The organism is Microbacterium sp. SLBN-154, from assembly GCF_006715565.1.
Classification (GTDB): domain Bacteria; phylum Actinomycetota; class Actinomycetes; order Actinomycetales; family Microbacteriaceae; genus Microbacterium.
The window spans coordinates 2,080,319-2,094,038 of sequence record NZ_VFNL01000001.1 but is presented as its reverse complement, the minus strand read 5'-3'; the positions used below and the strand labels follow the sequence as shown (position 1 = coordinate 2,094,038).

Genomic DNA, 13,720 nt, shown 5'->3' with positions numbered 1-13,720 from the left:
CTCAGTTCACACGACCGAGGTAGTCACCGGTACGCGTGTCGACCTTCACCTTGGTTCCGGTCTCCAGGAACAGCGGAACCTGGATCTCGTAGCCGGTCTCGACGGTGGCCGACTTGGTGCCGGCCGACGAGCGGTCGCCCTGCAGCCCCGGCTCGGTGTAGGTGATCTCGAGCACGACCGAGGCCGGCAGATCGATGTAGAGCGGGTTGCCGTTGTTCAGCGCGATGGTGACCTGCTGGTTCTCGAGCAGGAAGTTCTTCGCATCCCCCACCGTCGCGGCGGGGACGTTGACCTGGTCGTAGTCGCTCATGTCCATGAACACGAAGCTGTCGCCGTCGTTGTAGAGGTAGGTGAAGTCGCGGCGGTCGACGTTCTCAATCTCGACCTTGGCGCCCGCGTTGTAGGTGCGGTCGACGACCTTGCCGGTCACGACGTTCTTGAGCTTGGTGCGGACGAACGCCCCGCCCTTCCCGGGCTTGACGTGCTGGAACTCCACGACGCTCCAGAGCTGTCCGTCGATGTTGAGGACGACGCCGTTCTTGATGTCTGCGGTCGATGCCATTGCGCTGATCGGATCCTTCGAAGTGCGGGCGATGTGCCCCGGAGGCGTTGCGGCCGAACGGCCGACCACCGATTCTACGTGACGATCGGCCCTCAGCCCTCGGCCTGGCCGGTGAGGAGGTCGATCAGCAGGCGGGTCGCGGTGCGGTAGCCGTCGATCCCCTCTCCCATGACGTGGACGGATGCGACGTCGGCGACGTAGGAGTGATGGCGGAACGGCTCGCGGGTGCGGATGTCGGAGATGTGGATCTCGGCGACCGGAAGCGCGACCCCCGCGAGGGCATCGCGCAGGACGACCGAGGTGTGGGTGAGCCCCGCGGGATTGATGACGATTCCGTCGCAGTCCTCGCGCGCCGCGTGGATCGCGTCGACGAGCACACCCTCATGGTTGCTCTGCACAGCCCGCACCTCGAATCCCCGCTCCGCCGCCGTCCGCGCGACGAGGTCCTCGACGTCGGCGAGGGTCTGGGTGCCGTACACCGCGGGCTCCCTCACGCCGAGAAGGTTGAGGTTCGGTCCGTTCACCAGCAGGATGCGTCGGTTCGTGGTCATGTCGTCCTCCCCAGGGGTTTGCGCATCTCGATCTCGGGCCCGATGACGCTGGTGAATTCGACACCCGTCGGAACGAAGCCGATCCGCCGATAAGCCGCTCGGGCGCGCGCATTGTCGCGATGCACGTCGAGGGTGAGGGCATCCGCACCGTGCTCGGCGGCCCACCCGGCGGCGGCCTCGATCAGCCGGTCCAGAAGGCCCGCACCGCGTGCCGGCGGGGCGATGAAGACCCCGACGACGTCGGCCCGTGGCGCATCGACGTCGCGGCCGAGGTGATCGCGGACACCGGGCGCGCGCAGCAGCACACTGACCGACCCGACCCAGGAATCGCCGTCGACGGCGACGAACTGCGCCGCGTCCTCACCGAGGGCTGCGCCGGCGGCGCGATCACGCCATGCCGCGTCGTCGCGCTCCCGCTCCTGCTCGACGGTGGTGAGGAACGCCAGCGACGCGTCGGGATCGCTGACGGCGGCCATACGGAGGTCGCGGATCTCGGCCCATTCGTGCAGGCGGACCCGACGCACCTCCGCCGGTGACCTCACCCTGCGACCTCCTGATACGCCGCGAAGAGCAGCGATTCGTCCGGCGCCTGCAGCACCGTGGGACGGGCGATGTCGTCCAGGACGATGAAGCGGAGCATCCCACCGCGGCTCTTCTTGTCGCGTTGCATCGTCGCCAGCAGCTGCTGCCAGGCGCCCGCGCGGTACGTGAGGGGAAGGCCCAGTGCCCCGAGGACGTCGCGGTGACGCTGCGCCGCGTCATCCGACAGGCGCCCCGCCAGGCGCGACAGCTCCGCGGCGAACACCATGCCCACCGAGATCGCCGCGCCGTGACGCCAGCGATAGCGTTCGGCGTGCTCGATCGCGTGACCGAGGGTGTGCCCGTAGTTGAGGACCTCTCGCAGGCCCGCCTCGCGGAGGTCTTCTCCGGCGACCCGCGCCTTCATCTCGATGGCCAGTTCGATCGAACGTCGGAATCCGGATGTCGACGGATCGACCACCCCCTCGGGGTCGGCCTCGACGAGGTCGAGGATCTCGGGGTACCAGATGAACCCGGCCTTGACGACCTCCGCGAACCCGGCGACGGCCTCGTTGCGCGGCAGCGTGGCGAGCAGGTCGAGGTCGCACAGCACGGCGCGCGGTGGCCAGAACGCGCCGACGAGATTCTTGCCCTCCGCGGTGTTCACGCCGGTCTTGCCGCCGACAGCGGCATCGACCATGCCGAGAACCGTGGTCGGCACCTGCACGATCGGCACGCCGCGGAGCCACGTCGCGGCGACGAAACCGGCCAGATCGGTGACGGCTCCGCCACCGAACCCGATGACGGCGTCGGTGCGTGTGAAGTCGGCCTGACCCATGATCTGCCAGCAGAAGGCGGCGACTTCGATGCGCTTGCCCTGTTCGGCGTCGGGGATCTCGGCCAGGAGCACCTGGCGGCCGCCTCCGATCGACCCGCGCAGCTGCTCCGCCTGGGCCGACAACGTCGGAGGATGCACGATCAGCACCTTCTGCGCGTCGGCCGGGAGGGCGTCGGTCAGCCCCGGGAGGATTCCGCGGCCGACCGTGACGTCGTAGGGTGCCGCACCTGCGACGGTGATCACCGTGGCGTCGGTCATGCTCTCTCCTTCTGCGGGGACTCGGCCCACGCGACGATGGCGTCGACCACCTTCTGCAGCGGGCCGGTCGAGGTGTCGAACGTCGCGTCCGCGAGTCGTCGGTACAGGGGCAGGCGTTCGGCGAGGATCGCGTTCCACCGGGTCATGGGGTCTTCGTCCTGCAGCAGCGGCCGTGCCGTGTCGCGCAGGCGATGGGCCACGACGCGCGGCGCGACGGTCAGGAGAATCACTCGGTGCTTCTCGAGGTCGCGCTGGGTGTCGGGGTCAAGCACCGCTCCCCCGCCCAGCGAGACGACGCCGCCTGTGCGCAGCGCGCGGGCCACGGTCTCACGCTCGAGCCGGCGGAACTCCGCCTCTCCGTGGTCGGCGAAGATGCGCTCGATGGGACCGTGCTCACGGACGATCCCGGCGTCGGTGTCGGTGAAGGGCACGCCGAGGCGACGGGCGACTCTCTTCCCGAGGCTCGTCTTTCCCGCCCCCATCGGGCCGATGAGGACGATCGCTTCAGACGGCGGGGTCATCGTGGGCGGCGATCGTCGGATCGCTCTCGCCGACCGTGCGCAGGGTGTCGGGGATACCGGCGACGTAGCTCTCGAGATTGCGGAGCGTCTCGGCGACGCTGTCGCCGCCGAACTTCTCCAGCACGACCTCGGCGAGGACGATCGCGACCATGGCCTCGGCCACGACCCCGGCGGCCGGCACCGCGCAGACATCCGACCGCTGGTGGTGCGCTGCGGCGGCTTCGCCCGTGGCGACGTCGATCGTGCGCAGAGCGTGCGGCACAGTGGCGATGGGCTTCATCCCCGCCCGCACGCGCAGAACGGTGCCGGTGGACATTCCCCCCTCGGTGCCTCCCGCGCGGTCGGTGCTGCGGGTGATGCCGGCCTCGCCGGCGAAGAGTTCATCGTGCGCGTGGGATCCGCGTCGACGGGTGGTCTCGAAGCCGTCGCCGACCTCGACGCCCTTGATCGCCTGGATGCTCATCAGCGCCTGAGCGAGCTTGCCGTCCAGGCGCCGGTCCCAATGGACGTGCGAGCCGAGCCCCGGCGGCAGTCCGTAGGCGAGCACCTCGACGATCCCGCCGAGGGTGTCGCCGTCTTTGCGTGCGGCGTCGACCTCGGCCACCATCCGCTCGGAGGTGGCGGGGTGGAAGCACCGCAGCGGATCGGCGTCGAGGATCTCGAGGTCTTCGGGCGTGGGCAGCGGCGCATCGTCCGGGGTGCGCACGGGTCCGATCGACAGTGTGTGGCTGACGAGCTGGATGCCGAGCTCGGCGAGGAACCCTCGAGCGAGGGCTCCCAGAGCCACTCGCGCCGCGGTCTCACGGGCGCTGGCCCGTTCGAGGATCGGCCGGGCTTCGTCGAATCCGTACTTCTGCATACCGACGAGGTCGGCGTGACCGGGGCGTGGGCGTGTCAGGGCGGCACCGCGTCCGCGCGACATCTCGGTGAGCTCCACCGGCTCCGGGCTCATGACCTCGGTCCACTTCGGCCACTCGGTGTTGCCGATGCGCAGCGCGATCGGGCTGCCCAGGCTGTAGCCGTGACGGACACCGGCGGAGATCTCGAGGGCGTCGGCTTCGAACTTCATCCGGGAACCGCGCCCGTATCCGAGGCGTCGACGGGCGAGGTCGGCCTGGATGGCGGAGCGGGAGACCGGGACGCCGGCGGGAAGACCCTCCATGATGGCGACGAGTTCGGGGCCGTGGGATTCCCCGGCGGTGAGCACGCGAAGCATGGGTCCTAGTCTTCCATGAGGGCTCGGCGCATCGACGCGACGATGACGGACTCTGACGGGAGCGGCTCGTCGACATCGCCGGTGGTGAAGATCCGCACCTGCCGCACCGCCTGATGCAGAAGCATCGGCAACCCGGAGACGGCTCGGCCGCCCGCGCCCTCCCACGCCGCGGCGAGCGGAGTCGGCCACGTGCCGTAGACGACATCGACGAGCAGCCCCCCGGGTTCGACCACTGCGTCGAGGACGGATGCCGGCAGCTCGGCGTCTCCGGGAAGGGTGGCGATGGTGAGCGCGGTGTCGGGTCGGGCGCCCGAACCGGTGCGGGGCGCGTCGAGGGACACTACCGTCACGTGCAGGTCGAGGCTCGCGGCGAGGGCGACCAGATGGCCCGCGGCGTCCGGGCGGCGCGCGCGGATCTCGATCTCTCTCGCCCCCAGTGCTTCCAGCGCGAGGAGCGCCGAGGTCGCGGTCGCTCCCGCACCCAGGACCGTCCCGCGCTCGGTCCGCTCGATCCCCTCTTCGCGGATGGCCGCGACGAGCCCGGCCACGTCGGTGTTGAAGCCGCGGATCCCCTCGTCATCGGGGATGAGGGTGTTCGCCGCACCGCTGAGCTGTGCCGCGCGGTCGAGGGCGGTCGCGGCCCTCGCGGCGACGTGCTTCAGCGGCATCGTCAACGACAGGCCGCGCCAGGTCTCCGTCGGGTCTGCCAGTGCGGCGTCGAACTGCGCCTCCGAGACCCGTCGACGCTCGTAGGTCCACGGCAGGCCGAGCTCGGCGTAGGCGGCGGAGTGCAGCTGCGGGGATCGACTGTGCGCGATCGGATCGCCCCACACCGCCAGGCGCGTGGCGTTGGCCCTCAGCATCCCGCGTCGGGATTCTGGCTGCACCACTCCCGCCACTGCTCGACATACCGGAGGTGCTCGTTGTAGGTCTCGGTGAAGATCGTCTCGCCCGTGTTGAGGTTGACGGTCACGAAGTACAGCCACGGGCCGTCGGCGGGGTTCATCGCCGCGTTGATGGCGACGTCGCCGGGGTTGGCGATCGGACCGATGGGCAGCCCGACCTGCACGTAGGTGTTCCACGGGTTCGGGTCGGTCAGGGCTTCCTCGCTCGAACTCACGACGCCCTCGCGGCTATCGCCGACCCCGTACTGGGCGGTGGAGTCCATCTGCAGCTTTCCGAAGGTCTCCTGGTTCCCGGGATCCAGTCGGTTCTGGATGACCCGCGAGACCTTCTGCATGTCGGCCTCGTAGCGGGCTTCCCTCTGGATGATCGAGGCGATGATGAGGATCCGCTGCCGGTCGTCGGCGGGGACCCCCGCGGCATCCAGCGACTGCACGGTGCGGTTCACCATCGTCTGGATGACATCGGTCGCCGTGACGCCGGGATCGAAGGTGTACATCGCGGGGAAGAGCCACCCCTCGAGGCTGTCCGCCGGGACACCGTACGCGGCGGGGTCGGCGGCGGCGGCCTGCAGCTCCTCCAGCGGCATGCCGAGGCTTTCGGAGACGACCTCCAGTGTCGCCTCCGCCGTCTGACCCTCGGGGATGAGCGCGGAGTTCTCCAGTTTGTTCTCGGGGTTCTCGATCGCTGCGAGCGCCGCCTCGGAGGTCATCTGCAGCTGCAGGCGATACACGCCGGGCATGAACGTCGGGCTCCGACCGTTGTCGATCAGGTAGTCGTAGAAGGCGCCGGAGGTCTTGGTGACACCGGCTTCGAAGAGGGTCTGCGAGATCGATTGGCCGGTGTCACCCGAGACGATCGTGACGAGTGCTTCGCCGTTCGCGAGGCCGTCCTCGAAGTCGGCCGGCTCCTCCCAGCCCATCACTTCGCGGATCTGGGACTCGTAGGTGCTCCAGACGTACAGACCGCCGCCGACGATGCCGCCGATGACCGCGAGCACCAGCCCGATGGCGATCGCGGCACCGATGCGACGCCGGCGCCGATCCGGCTTCGGCGGCGGAGATCCGAGGGCCTCGGTGGTGGCCTCGCCCGTGAACAGGTCCTCGAGGGTCGCGGTGCCGGCCGGCCGGGTCGCGGTGCGGGTGGCACCCCGCGCTCCGCTCGACGGCCCGTCGGAGGCGACGCCGACGGACGCCGGCGTCTGCGCGGCACGTGGCGCGGGAATCGGATCCGGATCGCTGCGAGGTGCGGGCACCGGCGCGGACGTCGTATCGGCGGACCGCGTGGCGGCCTCGCGAGCGGCTCGGCGGGAGGGCGGTGGGGCCGACGGCCGGGGGGCGTCCTCGCTCGCCGGCGGTGCAGGCGTATGACCACCGGCGGTCGCGTCCGCCGATCCGGAAGTCTCGGGGGCGCCCTCCGTCCGGCGGGAGTCTCGCGTACGGGGGTCGGGCAGCTTCCCGAAGAGATCCGCGAACGGATCCTCGGACGACGGGTGATCGGGCATCAGGCGGGCTCCTGGGGGACGGGGGTTCCGGGCGGTCGTCCCTGCCGCTTCTCCACATCGAGGGCGTGCTGAAGCAGAACGACGGCCGCGGCCTGGTCCACAATGCTACGAGAAGAACGCTGCGATCTGCCCGAATCGCGCAGAACCGCATGCGCGGAGACGGTCGTCAGACGCTCGTCCACGAGGCGGACGGTCACCGCCGAGGCCTTCGCCAGCTCCTCCGCGAAGGCCCGGGCATCCTCGGTGGAGGGGGTCGATTCGCCGCGGAGATTCAAGGGAAGACCGACGATGAGCTCCACCGCGGAGTACTCGTCGGCGAGCTCCCGCACCCGGGAGACCGCCCGCTCGTCACGGGCGACGGTCTCCACCGGAGTTGCGAGCAGCCCGTCCGGATCGGAGCGCGCGACACCCACTCGTGCCTTCCCGACATCGATCCCGAGCCGGGCGCCCCGCCGGAAACCGGTCATCCCTCGGCGAGCGCCCGGGTCACGGCGTCCATCGCGGCGGCCAGCGCCGCGGCATCCGTCCCCCCGCCCTGGGCGAGGTCGTCACGACCGCCGCCGCCGCCGCCGAGGACACCCGCGGCGGTCTTCGCGAGGACACCCGCACGGGCCCCTGCGCTGCGGGCGGCGTCGTTCGTCGCCACGATGACGACCGGACGCTCCCCCACGACGGCGCCGAGGGCCACCACGGCGGGATCGGCACCGAGCCGCTCGCGCACCTGAAGAGCCAGAGCCCGCACGTCATCGGCACTGGAGGCCGTGCCGAGGTCCTCGGCGACGACCGCGTACGCCCCCTGGCGCGAAGCGGCGGCGACCAGGTTCGGGAGGCGCTCGCCGAGCGCCTTCGATTCCAGCTGCGCGATCTTCTTCTCGGCAGCCTTCAGGCTCGCTGCGAGATCGGCGATGCGAGCGGGCAGCTGGTCGCGGGGCGTCTTCAGGGTGGAGGTCAGCTGCGACACGATGGCGCGCTCGGCCGCCAGCTCGCGGAACGCGTCGGCGCCGACGAGGGCCTCGACGCGTCGGTTGGAGGCACCCACCGACGACTCCCCCACGAGGTTGATGATCCCGACCTCGGCGCTGCGATCGACGTGGGTACCGCCGCACAGCTCGCGCGACCAGGGGCCGCCGATGTCGACCATCCGCACGGTGTCGCCGTACTTCTCACCGAACAGCGCCAGCGCGCCGAGTTCCTTGGCCTCATCGAGGGAGAGGACGCGGGTGGTGACCTCGAGGTTGTCCCGCACCGCGTTGTTGGCGATCTCCTCGATCTCCGACTTCGTCTCGCCCGACAGCGCCTGGCCCCAGGTGAAGTCGAAACGGAGATACCCGGCGCGGTTGAGCGACCCGGCCTGCGTCGCCGACCTTCCCAGGGTGTCGCGCAGAGCCGCGTGGACGAGGTGCGTGGCCGAATGCGCCTGCATCGCCGCCCGACGGTTCGCCGCATCGACGACCGAGGTGGCGGGCTGGCCCACCCCGACTTCGCCGGTGCGCACCTCGACGGTGTGGCTGATGAGGCCCGGAACCGGACGCTGCACGTCGAGCACGTCGAGTTCGTACCCGGGCCCGACAATCACACCCTTGTCGGCGACCTGGCCACCCGACTCGGCGTAGAGGGCCGTCTCGGCGAGGATCACCTCGGCGATCTCGCCCTGGCGGGCACGGTCGACCGACACACCGTCGACGAGGACGCCCAGAACCGTGGATTCGGTCTCGAGGTCGGTGTACCCGGTGAACGCGGTCTCCCCGCGGGCACGGAACTCCCGATAGACGCTGTGATCGGCGATGGCGCGCTTCCGCGCCTTGGCGTCTGCCTTCGCGCGGGAGCGCTGCTCCTGCATGAGGGTGTCGAACGCGGCACGGTCGACGCTCAGCCCGGCCTCTTCGGCGATCTCGAGCGTGAGATCGATCGGGAACCCGTAAGTGTCGTGCAGCAGGAAGGCGTCGGCGGCCGCGATGCTCGTCCCCCCCGCTTCCTTGGTGGTCGTGACCGCGAGGTCGAGGATCGTCGATCCCGACGCGAGCGTGCGAAGGAACGTCTCCTCCTCCGCGACGGCGTAGGCGGACAGCCGCGAGTACTCGGCGTCGAGGTTCGGGTACGCGGCCTTCATCGCGTCGCGCGACACCGAGAACAGCTCGGGGAAGGTCGGAGCATCGACACCCAGCAGGCGCATGGCGCGGATCGCCCGCCGCATGAGTCGCCGGAGGATGTATCCACGGCCCTCGTTGGACGGGGTCACACCGTCGGCGAGGAGCATGAGCGAGGACCGCACGTGGTCGGCCACGACGCGGAAGCGCACGTCGTCGTCGTGCACAGCACCGTAGCGACGGCCCGACAGCTCCACCGCGCGATCGAGCACCGGCCGCACCTGGTCGGTCTCGTACATGTTCTCCACGCCCTGCTTGAGGAACGCGACGCGCTCGAGACCCATGCCGGTGTCGATGTTCTTCTGCGGGAGCTCGCCCATGATGTCGAAGTCGACCTTGGAGCGGACGTTCGTGATCGCGTACTGCATGAACACGAGGTTCCAGATCTCCACGTACCGGTCATCGTCGGTCGCGGGACCGCCGTCGATGCCGTACGCCCGACCGCGGTCGAAGAAGATCTCCGAGCAGGGCCCGGCGGGGCCGGGCTGTCCGGTGCTCCAGTAGTTGGAGTCGCGGCCGAGGCGCTGGATGCGGTCAGGTGAGATGCCGGCCACGGTGCGCCAGAGCGACTCGGCCTCGTCGTCGTCCTCGTAGACCGTGACCCACAGGTCCTTCTCGTCGAACCCGAGACCACCGTCCGCTTCGGAGGAGAGCAGCAGATCCCACGCGTAGCGGATCGCGCCCTCCTTGAAGTAGTCGCCGAAGGACCAGTTGCCGAGCATCTGGAAGAACGTGCCGTGCCGCGGGGTCTTGCCGACCTCTTCGATGTCGTTGGTTCGGATGCATTTCTGCACGTCCGCCGCACGGGTATAGGGCGCGGGCACCACTCCGGTGAGGTAGGGGATGAAGGGCACCATGCCGGCGACGGTGAACAGCAGTGACGGGTCGTCGCTGACGAGCGACGCCGACGGGACGATGGTGTGGCCGTTGCGCTCGAAATAGTCGAGGTAGCGCTGGGCGATCTCAGCGGTTCTCATGCGAAGTCCTCAGGAAGACGTGGGTGATCCGCCCGCGGAGCGGGCGGATGGCGGATCGGGCGACGGGTCAGTCGGAGGACGCTGCGGCCGCCTTGGCTTTGGCCAGTGCCTCACCGGCGGCGTCTGCAGCCGCCTCGACGGCGTCCTCGGCAGCGTCACCGAGGTCGTCCAGGGTGTCGGCGAAGCGTCCCTGCTGGTCGCGGTAGGCGTCGCCCATGCGGTCGGTGAACTCCGAGATGCGCGCGTCGACCTCGGCGAGGAGTTCGGCTCCACGGGGGTTCTTGTTCACCACATGGGCGGCGACGAACCCGCCGATGATCCCGATCAAGAACCACAGGAGACTTCTCATCACACCACTTCCTCCGCCGCGGGCGCGGCCACTTTCTCATCGTAGGCGGAAACGACGGAAGGCGCCGGGGTGACCCCGACGCCTTCCGAGAGGCACGCAGCCGACGAGCGTCAGCGCGCGGCGTAGTACTCGACGACGAGCTGGACGTCGCAGACGACGGGGACCTCGGCGCGCTTGGGGCGACGCACGAGCTGCGCCTGCAGCTTGTCGAGCTCGACCTGCAGGTAGCCCGGAACGGGGGGCAGCACGTCGGCGTGTCCGCCGGCGGCAGCGACCTGGAAGGGCTCGGTGCCCTCGCTCTTGGCCTTGACGTGGATGGTCTGGCCCGGCTTCACGCGGAACGACGGGCGGTCGACGGTCTGGCCGTCGACGAGGATGTGGCGGTGCACGACCATCTGACGGGCCTGCGCGGTGGTGCGGGCGAAGCCCGAGCGCAGCACCAGGGCGTCGAGGCGCATCTCGAGCAGCTCGACGAGGTTCTCACCCGTCAGGCCCTGCGTACGACGAGCCTCGTTGAACGTGTTGCGCATCTGCTTCTCGCGGATGCCGTACTGCTCGCGCAGACGCTGCTTCTCGCGGAGGCGGACGGCGTAGTCGCTGTCGGCCTTGCGCTTGGTGCGACCGTGCTCGCCCGGAGCGTAGGGACGCTTCTCGAGGTAGCGCGCGGCCTTCGGAGTGAGGGCGACGCCGAGGGCGCGGGACAGGCGGACCTTGCGGCGGTCCTGGGACTTCGTAGCCACGAAGTGTTCCTTTCGATGACGCTGCCGTGTCTTTCACGGCTCGCGGACGTATCGCCCCTCTTCGCCCTTCCGGACTGCACGCCGGGGCATGCCGGAAGGTCGGTGAAGAAGAGAGGGGATGCCCGAAAACGGTGTTTCGAGCCGGTCAAGTCTACCAGATCGCCCCTCAGCACCCTCCCGGCGCTTCCCGCGGCCGAGACCCACCTTCTCCGTCGAACCCGACGGAGCCGCGATCGGTTTCAACGGCGGAGGTGCGCATCGGCGCCTCATGACGATGGCGCGCCCACTACCGCTCGAGGATCTCGGGCTCGGCTGCGCGTCGGTCGAGCGCCTGCACCCCTTGCCGGGAAGCGAGGTCATCGGCGTAGAACGACACCGCCCGCTGGTACGCGGGCAGGGTGGGCGCCAGCGCCGCGAGGGCGGTGCGCAGGGCCGGCGTGGGCTTGTCGTCGTCGTGGAGGGCCAGCGCGAGAAACGCCTGCGCGGCCGGGAACAGCGGGTCTCCGGCCTCGACGGTCTGCAGCAGCGTCATCGCCGCCGACACCTCCCCGATGTTGCGCAGAGAGCTGCCCAGCTGGATGATCGCCTGCGTCCGGTGCGGAGGTGCGAGCCCGGCGTCCAGCGCTGCGCGGTACAGCGGGACGGCGGCGTCCTCGTCGCCGAGGAAATCGTGGAGCGAGGCGCGCTCGAACAAGGCGCGCTCGGGTGGCGCGGCTACGTCGGAGAGAAGCTGTTCCAACATCGCCGACAGCTCCGCCGCGGAATCCTCGTCGGCCTGGGACCAGAACAGCTCGAGACGAGCCTCGAGCGCCTCACTCGCCGTCACTCTCCCAGCAGCTTTCTGATCTTCTCCAGCCGCGCCTGGACGTCCCGCTCCTGGCCGTGGTTCGTCGGCCGGAAGTACCGCTTCCCGCGGAGCTCGTCGGGGAGGTACTGCTGAGCCACCACTCCCACCTCGCTGTCGTGGGGGTAGACGTACCCCTTGCCGTGGCCGAGACGCTTGGCCCCCGGATAGTGGGCGTCACGCAGATGCACGGGCACGCGGCCGAACCCACCTGCACGGACGTCGGCGATGGCGGCGTCCACGGCCAGGTAGGCCGCGTTCGACTTCGCCGTCGTGGCGAGGTAGGCCGTCGCCTCGGCAAGCGGGATACGCCCCTCGGGCATGCCGATGAACTGCACGGCATCGGCGGCGGCGACCGCGATGACGAGGGCCTGGGGGTCGGCGAGACCGATGTCCTCGGATGCCGAGATGATGAGCCGCCGGGCGATGAAGCGCGGGTCCTCGCCCGCCTCGATCATGCGAGCCAGATAATGGATCGCCGCGTCGACGTCCGAGCCGCGGATCGACTTGATGAACGCGCTGATGACGTCGTAGTGCTCGTCCCCCTGACGGTCGTAGCGCAGCAGCGCGCGGTCGACGGCCTGCGAGACGTGGTCGACGGTGATCGTCGGAGCCGTGGCATCCGATTCCGCGGCGTCCTCGTCTGCGTCGCCGACCGTTGTCGCATCCCTCTCCGCCAGCGACGCCGCCGCCTCAAGAGCGGTCAGGGCGCGCCGGCCATCGCCGGAGGCGAGTCTGACCAGAGCGTTCCGCGCCTCGGTGTCGAGGGCGAGCCTTCCGGCGAGCCCCCGCGGATCACCCACGGCGCGGTCGATCAGCATGCCCAGATCGGCGTCGGTGAGGGGACGCAGCGTCAGCAGCAGAGACCGTGACAGCAGCGGCGAGATGATCGAGAAGGACGGGTTCTCGGTGGTCGCGGCGATCAGCACCACCCAGCCGTTCTCGACACCGGGGAGGAGCGCGTCCTGCTGCGCCTTGGTGAACCGGTGGATCTCGTCGAGGAAGAGGATCGTCGACTGACCGTAGAGGTCTCGCTGGGTGAGGGAGTCCTGCATCACCTCCCGGACATCTTTGACACCGGCTGTCACTGCGGAGAGTTCGACGAAGCGCCGGCCCGACGAGCGGGCGATCGCCTGCGCGAGCGTCGTCTTGCCGGTGCCGGGCGGGCCCCAGAGGATCACCGACGTCGCCGTCGTCCCCGTCGCCTCGGGATCGGCGAGGGTGACCAGGGGCGAGCCCTTGCGCAGCAGGTGCCCCTGCCCCGCGACCTCGCTGAGGGATGTGGGGCGCATCCGCACGGCGAGGGGCGTGTGGCTGCGCACGAGACCCGCCGTATCACTCACTCCCCAAGGCTAACGGCGACCGCCGACACCGCCTCCTCCCGCGTTTGGCGGCCCCCCGGCGCTGTGCATAGGATCATTGCGCCCGGGACCGCCGGGACCGAAGGAGGATCGGTGGCCACCGGAAGCAAGGATCGTGCGTCCCGCGCGGAACGCGAACGAGCCCGGCTCTACCAGGCCCGTCAGAGCTTCCACGAGGGTCAGCAACGCCGACGCCGCCGCGACAACCTCATCGCCGGTGTCGCCGGCGGCTTGCTCATCGCGGGGATCGTCGCCGCGCAGACCGCCTACTTCACCGTCGGACCCGGGGCACCCGAACCCGCGCCCTCGCCGACCCAGACCTCGGTCCCCAGCCCGACCGACGGACCCACGCCCGAGCCCACCCCGCTCGAGACGACGCCCGCGCCGAGCGGTGATCCCTCCGCTCCTGCGGATCAATAGGCGCACCCGG

Annotated in this window: 15 protein-coding genes; 1 reads left to right on the top strand and 14 read right to left on the bottom strand. The window is 70.0% G+C overall.

From position 1 onward, the window contains the following. Nucleotide 1 precedes the first annotated feature (1 nt). The 14 genes from efp to FBY40_RS10110 form a co-directional block, all read right to left on the bottom strand. The gene (gene efp, locus FBY40_RS10175; RefSeq protein WP_124293206.1) at nt 2-562 is read right to left on the bottom strand and encodes an elongation factor P; all 561 of its coding nucleotides are present in this window, start codon (nt 560-562) and stop codon (nt 2-4) included. A 92-nt stretch (nt 563-654) separates the two neighbouring features. Further along, nucleotides 655-1,113: a type II 3-dehydroquinate dehydratase gene (aroQ, locus tag FBY40_RS10170; RefSeq protein WP_141938459.1), complete on the bottom strand. Its 459-nt coding sequence runs from the start codon at nt 1,111-1,113 to the stop codon at nt 655-657. After that, nucleotides 1,110-1,655, bottom strand: a complete 546-nt coding sequence (locus FBY40_RS10165) for a GNAT family N-acetyltransferase (protein WP_141938457.1) — start codon at nt 1,653-1,655, stop codon at nt 1,110-1,112. Before FBY40_RS10165 ends, aroQ begins: the two co-directional genes overlap by 4 nt. Further along, nucleotides 1,652-2,728 (bottom strand): 3-dehydroquinate synthase, encoded by a 1,077-nt coding sequence (gene aroB, locus FBY40_RS10160; protein ID WP_141938456.1) that lies wholly within the window; start codon nt 2,726-2,728, stop codon nt 1,652-1,654. Before aroB ends, FBY40_RS10165 begins: the two co-directional genes overlap by 4 nt. Continuing rightward, complete coding sequence (locus FBY40_RS10155) at nt 2,725-3,249, bottom strand: shikimate kinase (RefSeq protein WP_141938454.1); 525 nt, start codon at nt 3,247-3,249, stop codon at nt 2,725-2,727. Before FBY40_RS10155 ends, aroB begins: the two co-directional genes overlap by 4 nt. Beyond that, nucleotides 3,233-4,465, bottom strand: coding sequence for a chorismate synthase (gene aroC / locus FBY40_RS10150; protein ID WP_141938452.1), 1,233 nt, complete (start codon nt 4,463-4,465; stop codon nt 3,233-3,235). The genes FBY40_RS10155 and aroC overlap by 17 nt, the downstream gene beginning before the upstream one ends. Before the next feature lie 5 nt (nt 4,466-4,470). Then, nucleotides 4,471-5,328 carry a shikimate dehydrogenase gene (locus FBY40_RS10145; protein ID WP_141938450.1) on the bottom strand — a complete coding sequence of 286 codons (858 nt, stop codon included), beginning with the start codon at nt 5,326-5,328 and terminating at the stop codon, nt 4,471-4,473. Next, nucleotides 5,322-6,623 carry an endolytic transglycosylase MltG gene (gene mltG, locus FBY40_RS10140; RefSeq protein WP_235014770.1) on the bottom strand — a complete coding sequence of 434 codons (1,302 nt, stop codon included), beginning with the start codon at nt 6,621-6,623 and terminating at the stop codon, nt 5,322-5,324. Before mltG ends, FBY40_RS10145 begins: the two co-directional genes overlap by 7 nt. Nucleotides 6,624-6,871: 248 nt before the next feature. Beyond that, the gene (ruvX, locus tag FBY40_RS10135) at nt 6,872-7,339 is read right to left on the bottom strand and encodes a Holliday junction resolvase RuvX (RefSeq protein WP_141938445.1); all 468 of its coding nucleotides are present in this window, start codon (nt 7,337-7,339) and stop codon (nt 6,872-6,874) included. Then, entirely contained in the window at nt 7,336-9,996 is a 2,661-nt protein-coding gene (gene alaS / locus FBY40_RS10130) for an alanine--tRNA ligase (protein WP_141938443.1), read from the bottom strand. The genes ruvX and alaS overlap by 4 nt, the downstream gene beginning before the upstream one ends. Before the next feature lie 67 nt (nt 9,997-10,063). Further along, the gene (locus tag FBY40_RS10125) at nt 10,064-10,345 is read right to left on the bottom strand and encodes an ATPase (protein ID WP_124293196.1); all 282 of its coding nucleotides are present in this window, start codon (nt 10,343-10,345) and stop codon (nt 10,064-10,066) included. Nucleotides 10,346-10,455: 110 nt separating this feature from the next. Beyond that, complete coding sequence (gene rpsD / locus FBY40_RS10120; RefSeq protein WP_124293195.1) at nt 10,456-11,085, bottom strand: 30S ribosomal protein S4; 630 nt, start codon at nt 11,083-11,085, stop codon at nt 10,456-10,458. A gap of 286 nt (nt 11,086-11,371) precedes the next feature. Then, nucleotides 11,372-11,911 (bottom strand): tetratricopeptide repeat protein, encoded by a 540-nt coding sequence (locus FBY40_RS10115; RefSeq protein ID WP_235014768.1) that lies wholly within the window; start codon nt 11,909-11,911, stop codon nt 11,372-11,374. Continuing rightward, a complete protein-coding gene (locus tag FBY40_RS10110) occupies nt 11,908-13,221 on the bottom strand; it encodes a replication-associated recombination protein A (RefSeq protein WP_141940124.1) in 1,314 nt (437 codons plus the stop codon). The genes FBY40_RS10115 and FBY40_RS10110 overlap by 4 nt, the downstream gene beginning before the upstream one ends. A gap of 162 nt (nt 13,222-13,383) precedes the next feature. Between FBY40_RS10110 and FBY40_RS10105 the strand changes: the two genes are divergently transcribed. Then, a complete protein-coding gene (locus FBY40_RS10105) occupies nt 13,384-13,710 on the top strand; it encodes a dioxygenase (RefSeq protein WP_141938441.1) in 327 nt (108 codons plus the stop codon). Nucleotides 13,711-13,720 lie beyond the last annotated feature (10 nt).

Bases quoted from the DNA above. Each gene is read 5' to 3' on its own strand.
- efp (WP_124293206.1), bottom strand. From the start codon at position 562: ATGGCATCGACCGCAGACATCAAGAACGGCGTCGTCCTCAACATCGAC.
- aroQ (WP_141938459.1), bottom strand. From the start codon at position 1,113: ATGACCACGAACCGACGCATCCTGCTGGTGAACGGACCGAACCTCAAC.
- aroB (WP_141938456.1), bottom strand. From the start codon at position 2,728: ATGACCGACGCCACGGTGATCACCGTCGCAGGTGCGGCACCCTACGAC.
- FBY40_RS10155 (WP_141938454.1), bottom strand. From the start codon at position 3,249: ATGACCCCGCCGTCTGAAGCGATCGTCCTCATCGGCCCGATGGGGGCG.
- aroC (WP_141938452.1), bottom strand. From the start codon at position 4,465: ATGCTTCGCGTGCTCACCGCCGGGGAATCCCACGGCCCCGAACTCGTC.
- FBY40_RS10145 (WP_141938450.1), bottom strand. From the start codon at position 5,328: ATGCTGAGGGCCAACGCCACGCGCCTGGCGGTGTGGGGCGATCCGATC.
- ruvX (WP_141938445.1), bottom strand. From the start codon at position 7,339: ATGACCGGTTTCCGGCGGGGCGCCCGGCTCGGGATCGATGTCGGGAAG.
- alaS (WP_141938443.1), bottom strand. From the start codon at position 9,996: ATGAGAACCGCTGAGATCGCCCAGCGCTACCTCGACTATTTCGAGCGC.
- FBY40_RS10125 (WP_124293196.1), bottom strand. From the start codon at position 10,345: ATGAGAAGTCTCCTGTGGTTCTTGATCGGGATCATCGGCGGGTTCGTC.
- FBY40_RS10110 (WP_141940124.1), bottom strand. From the start codon at position 13,221: ATGCGCCCCACATCCCTCAGCGAGGTCGCGGGGCAGGGGCACCTGCTG.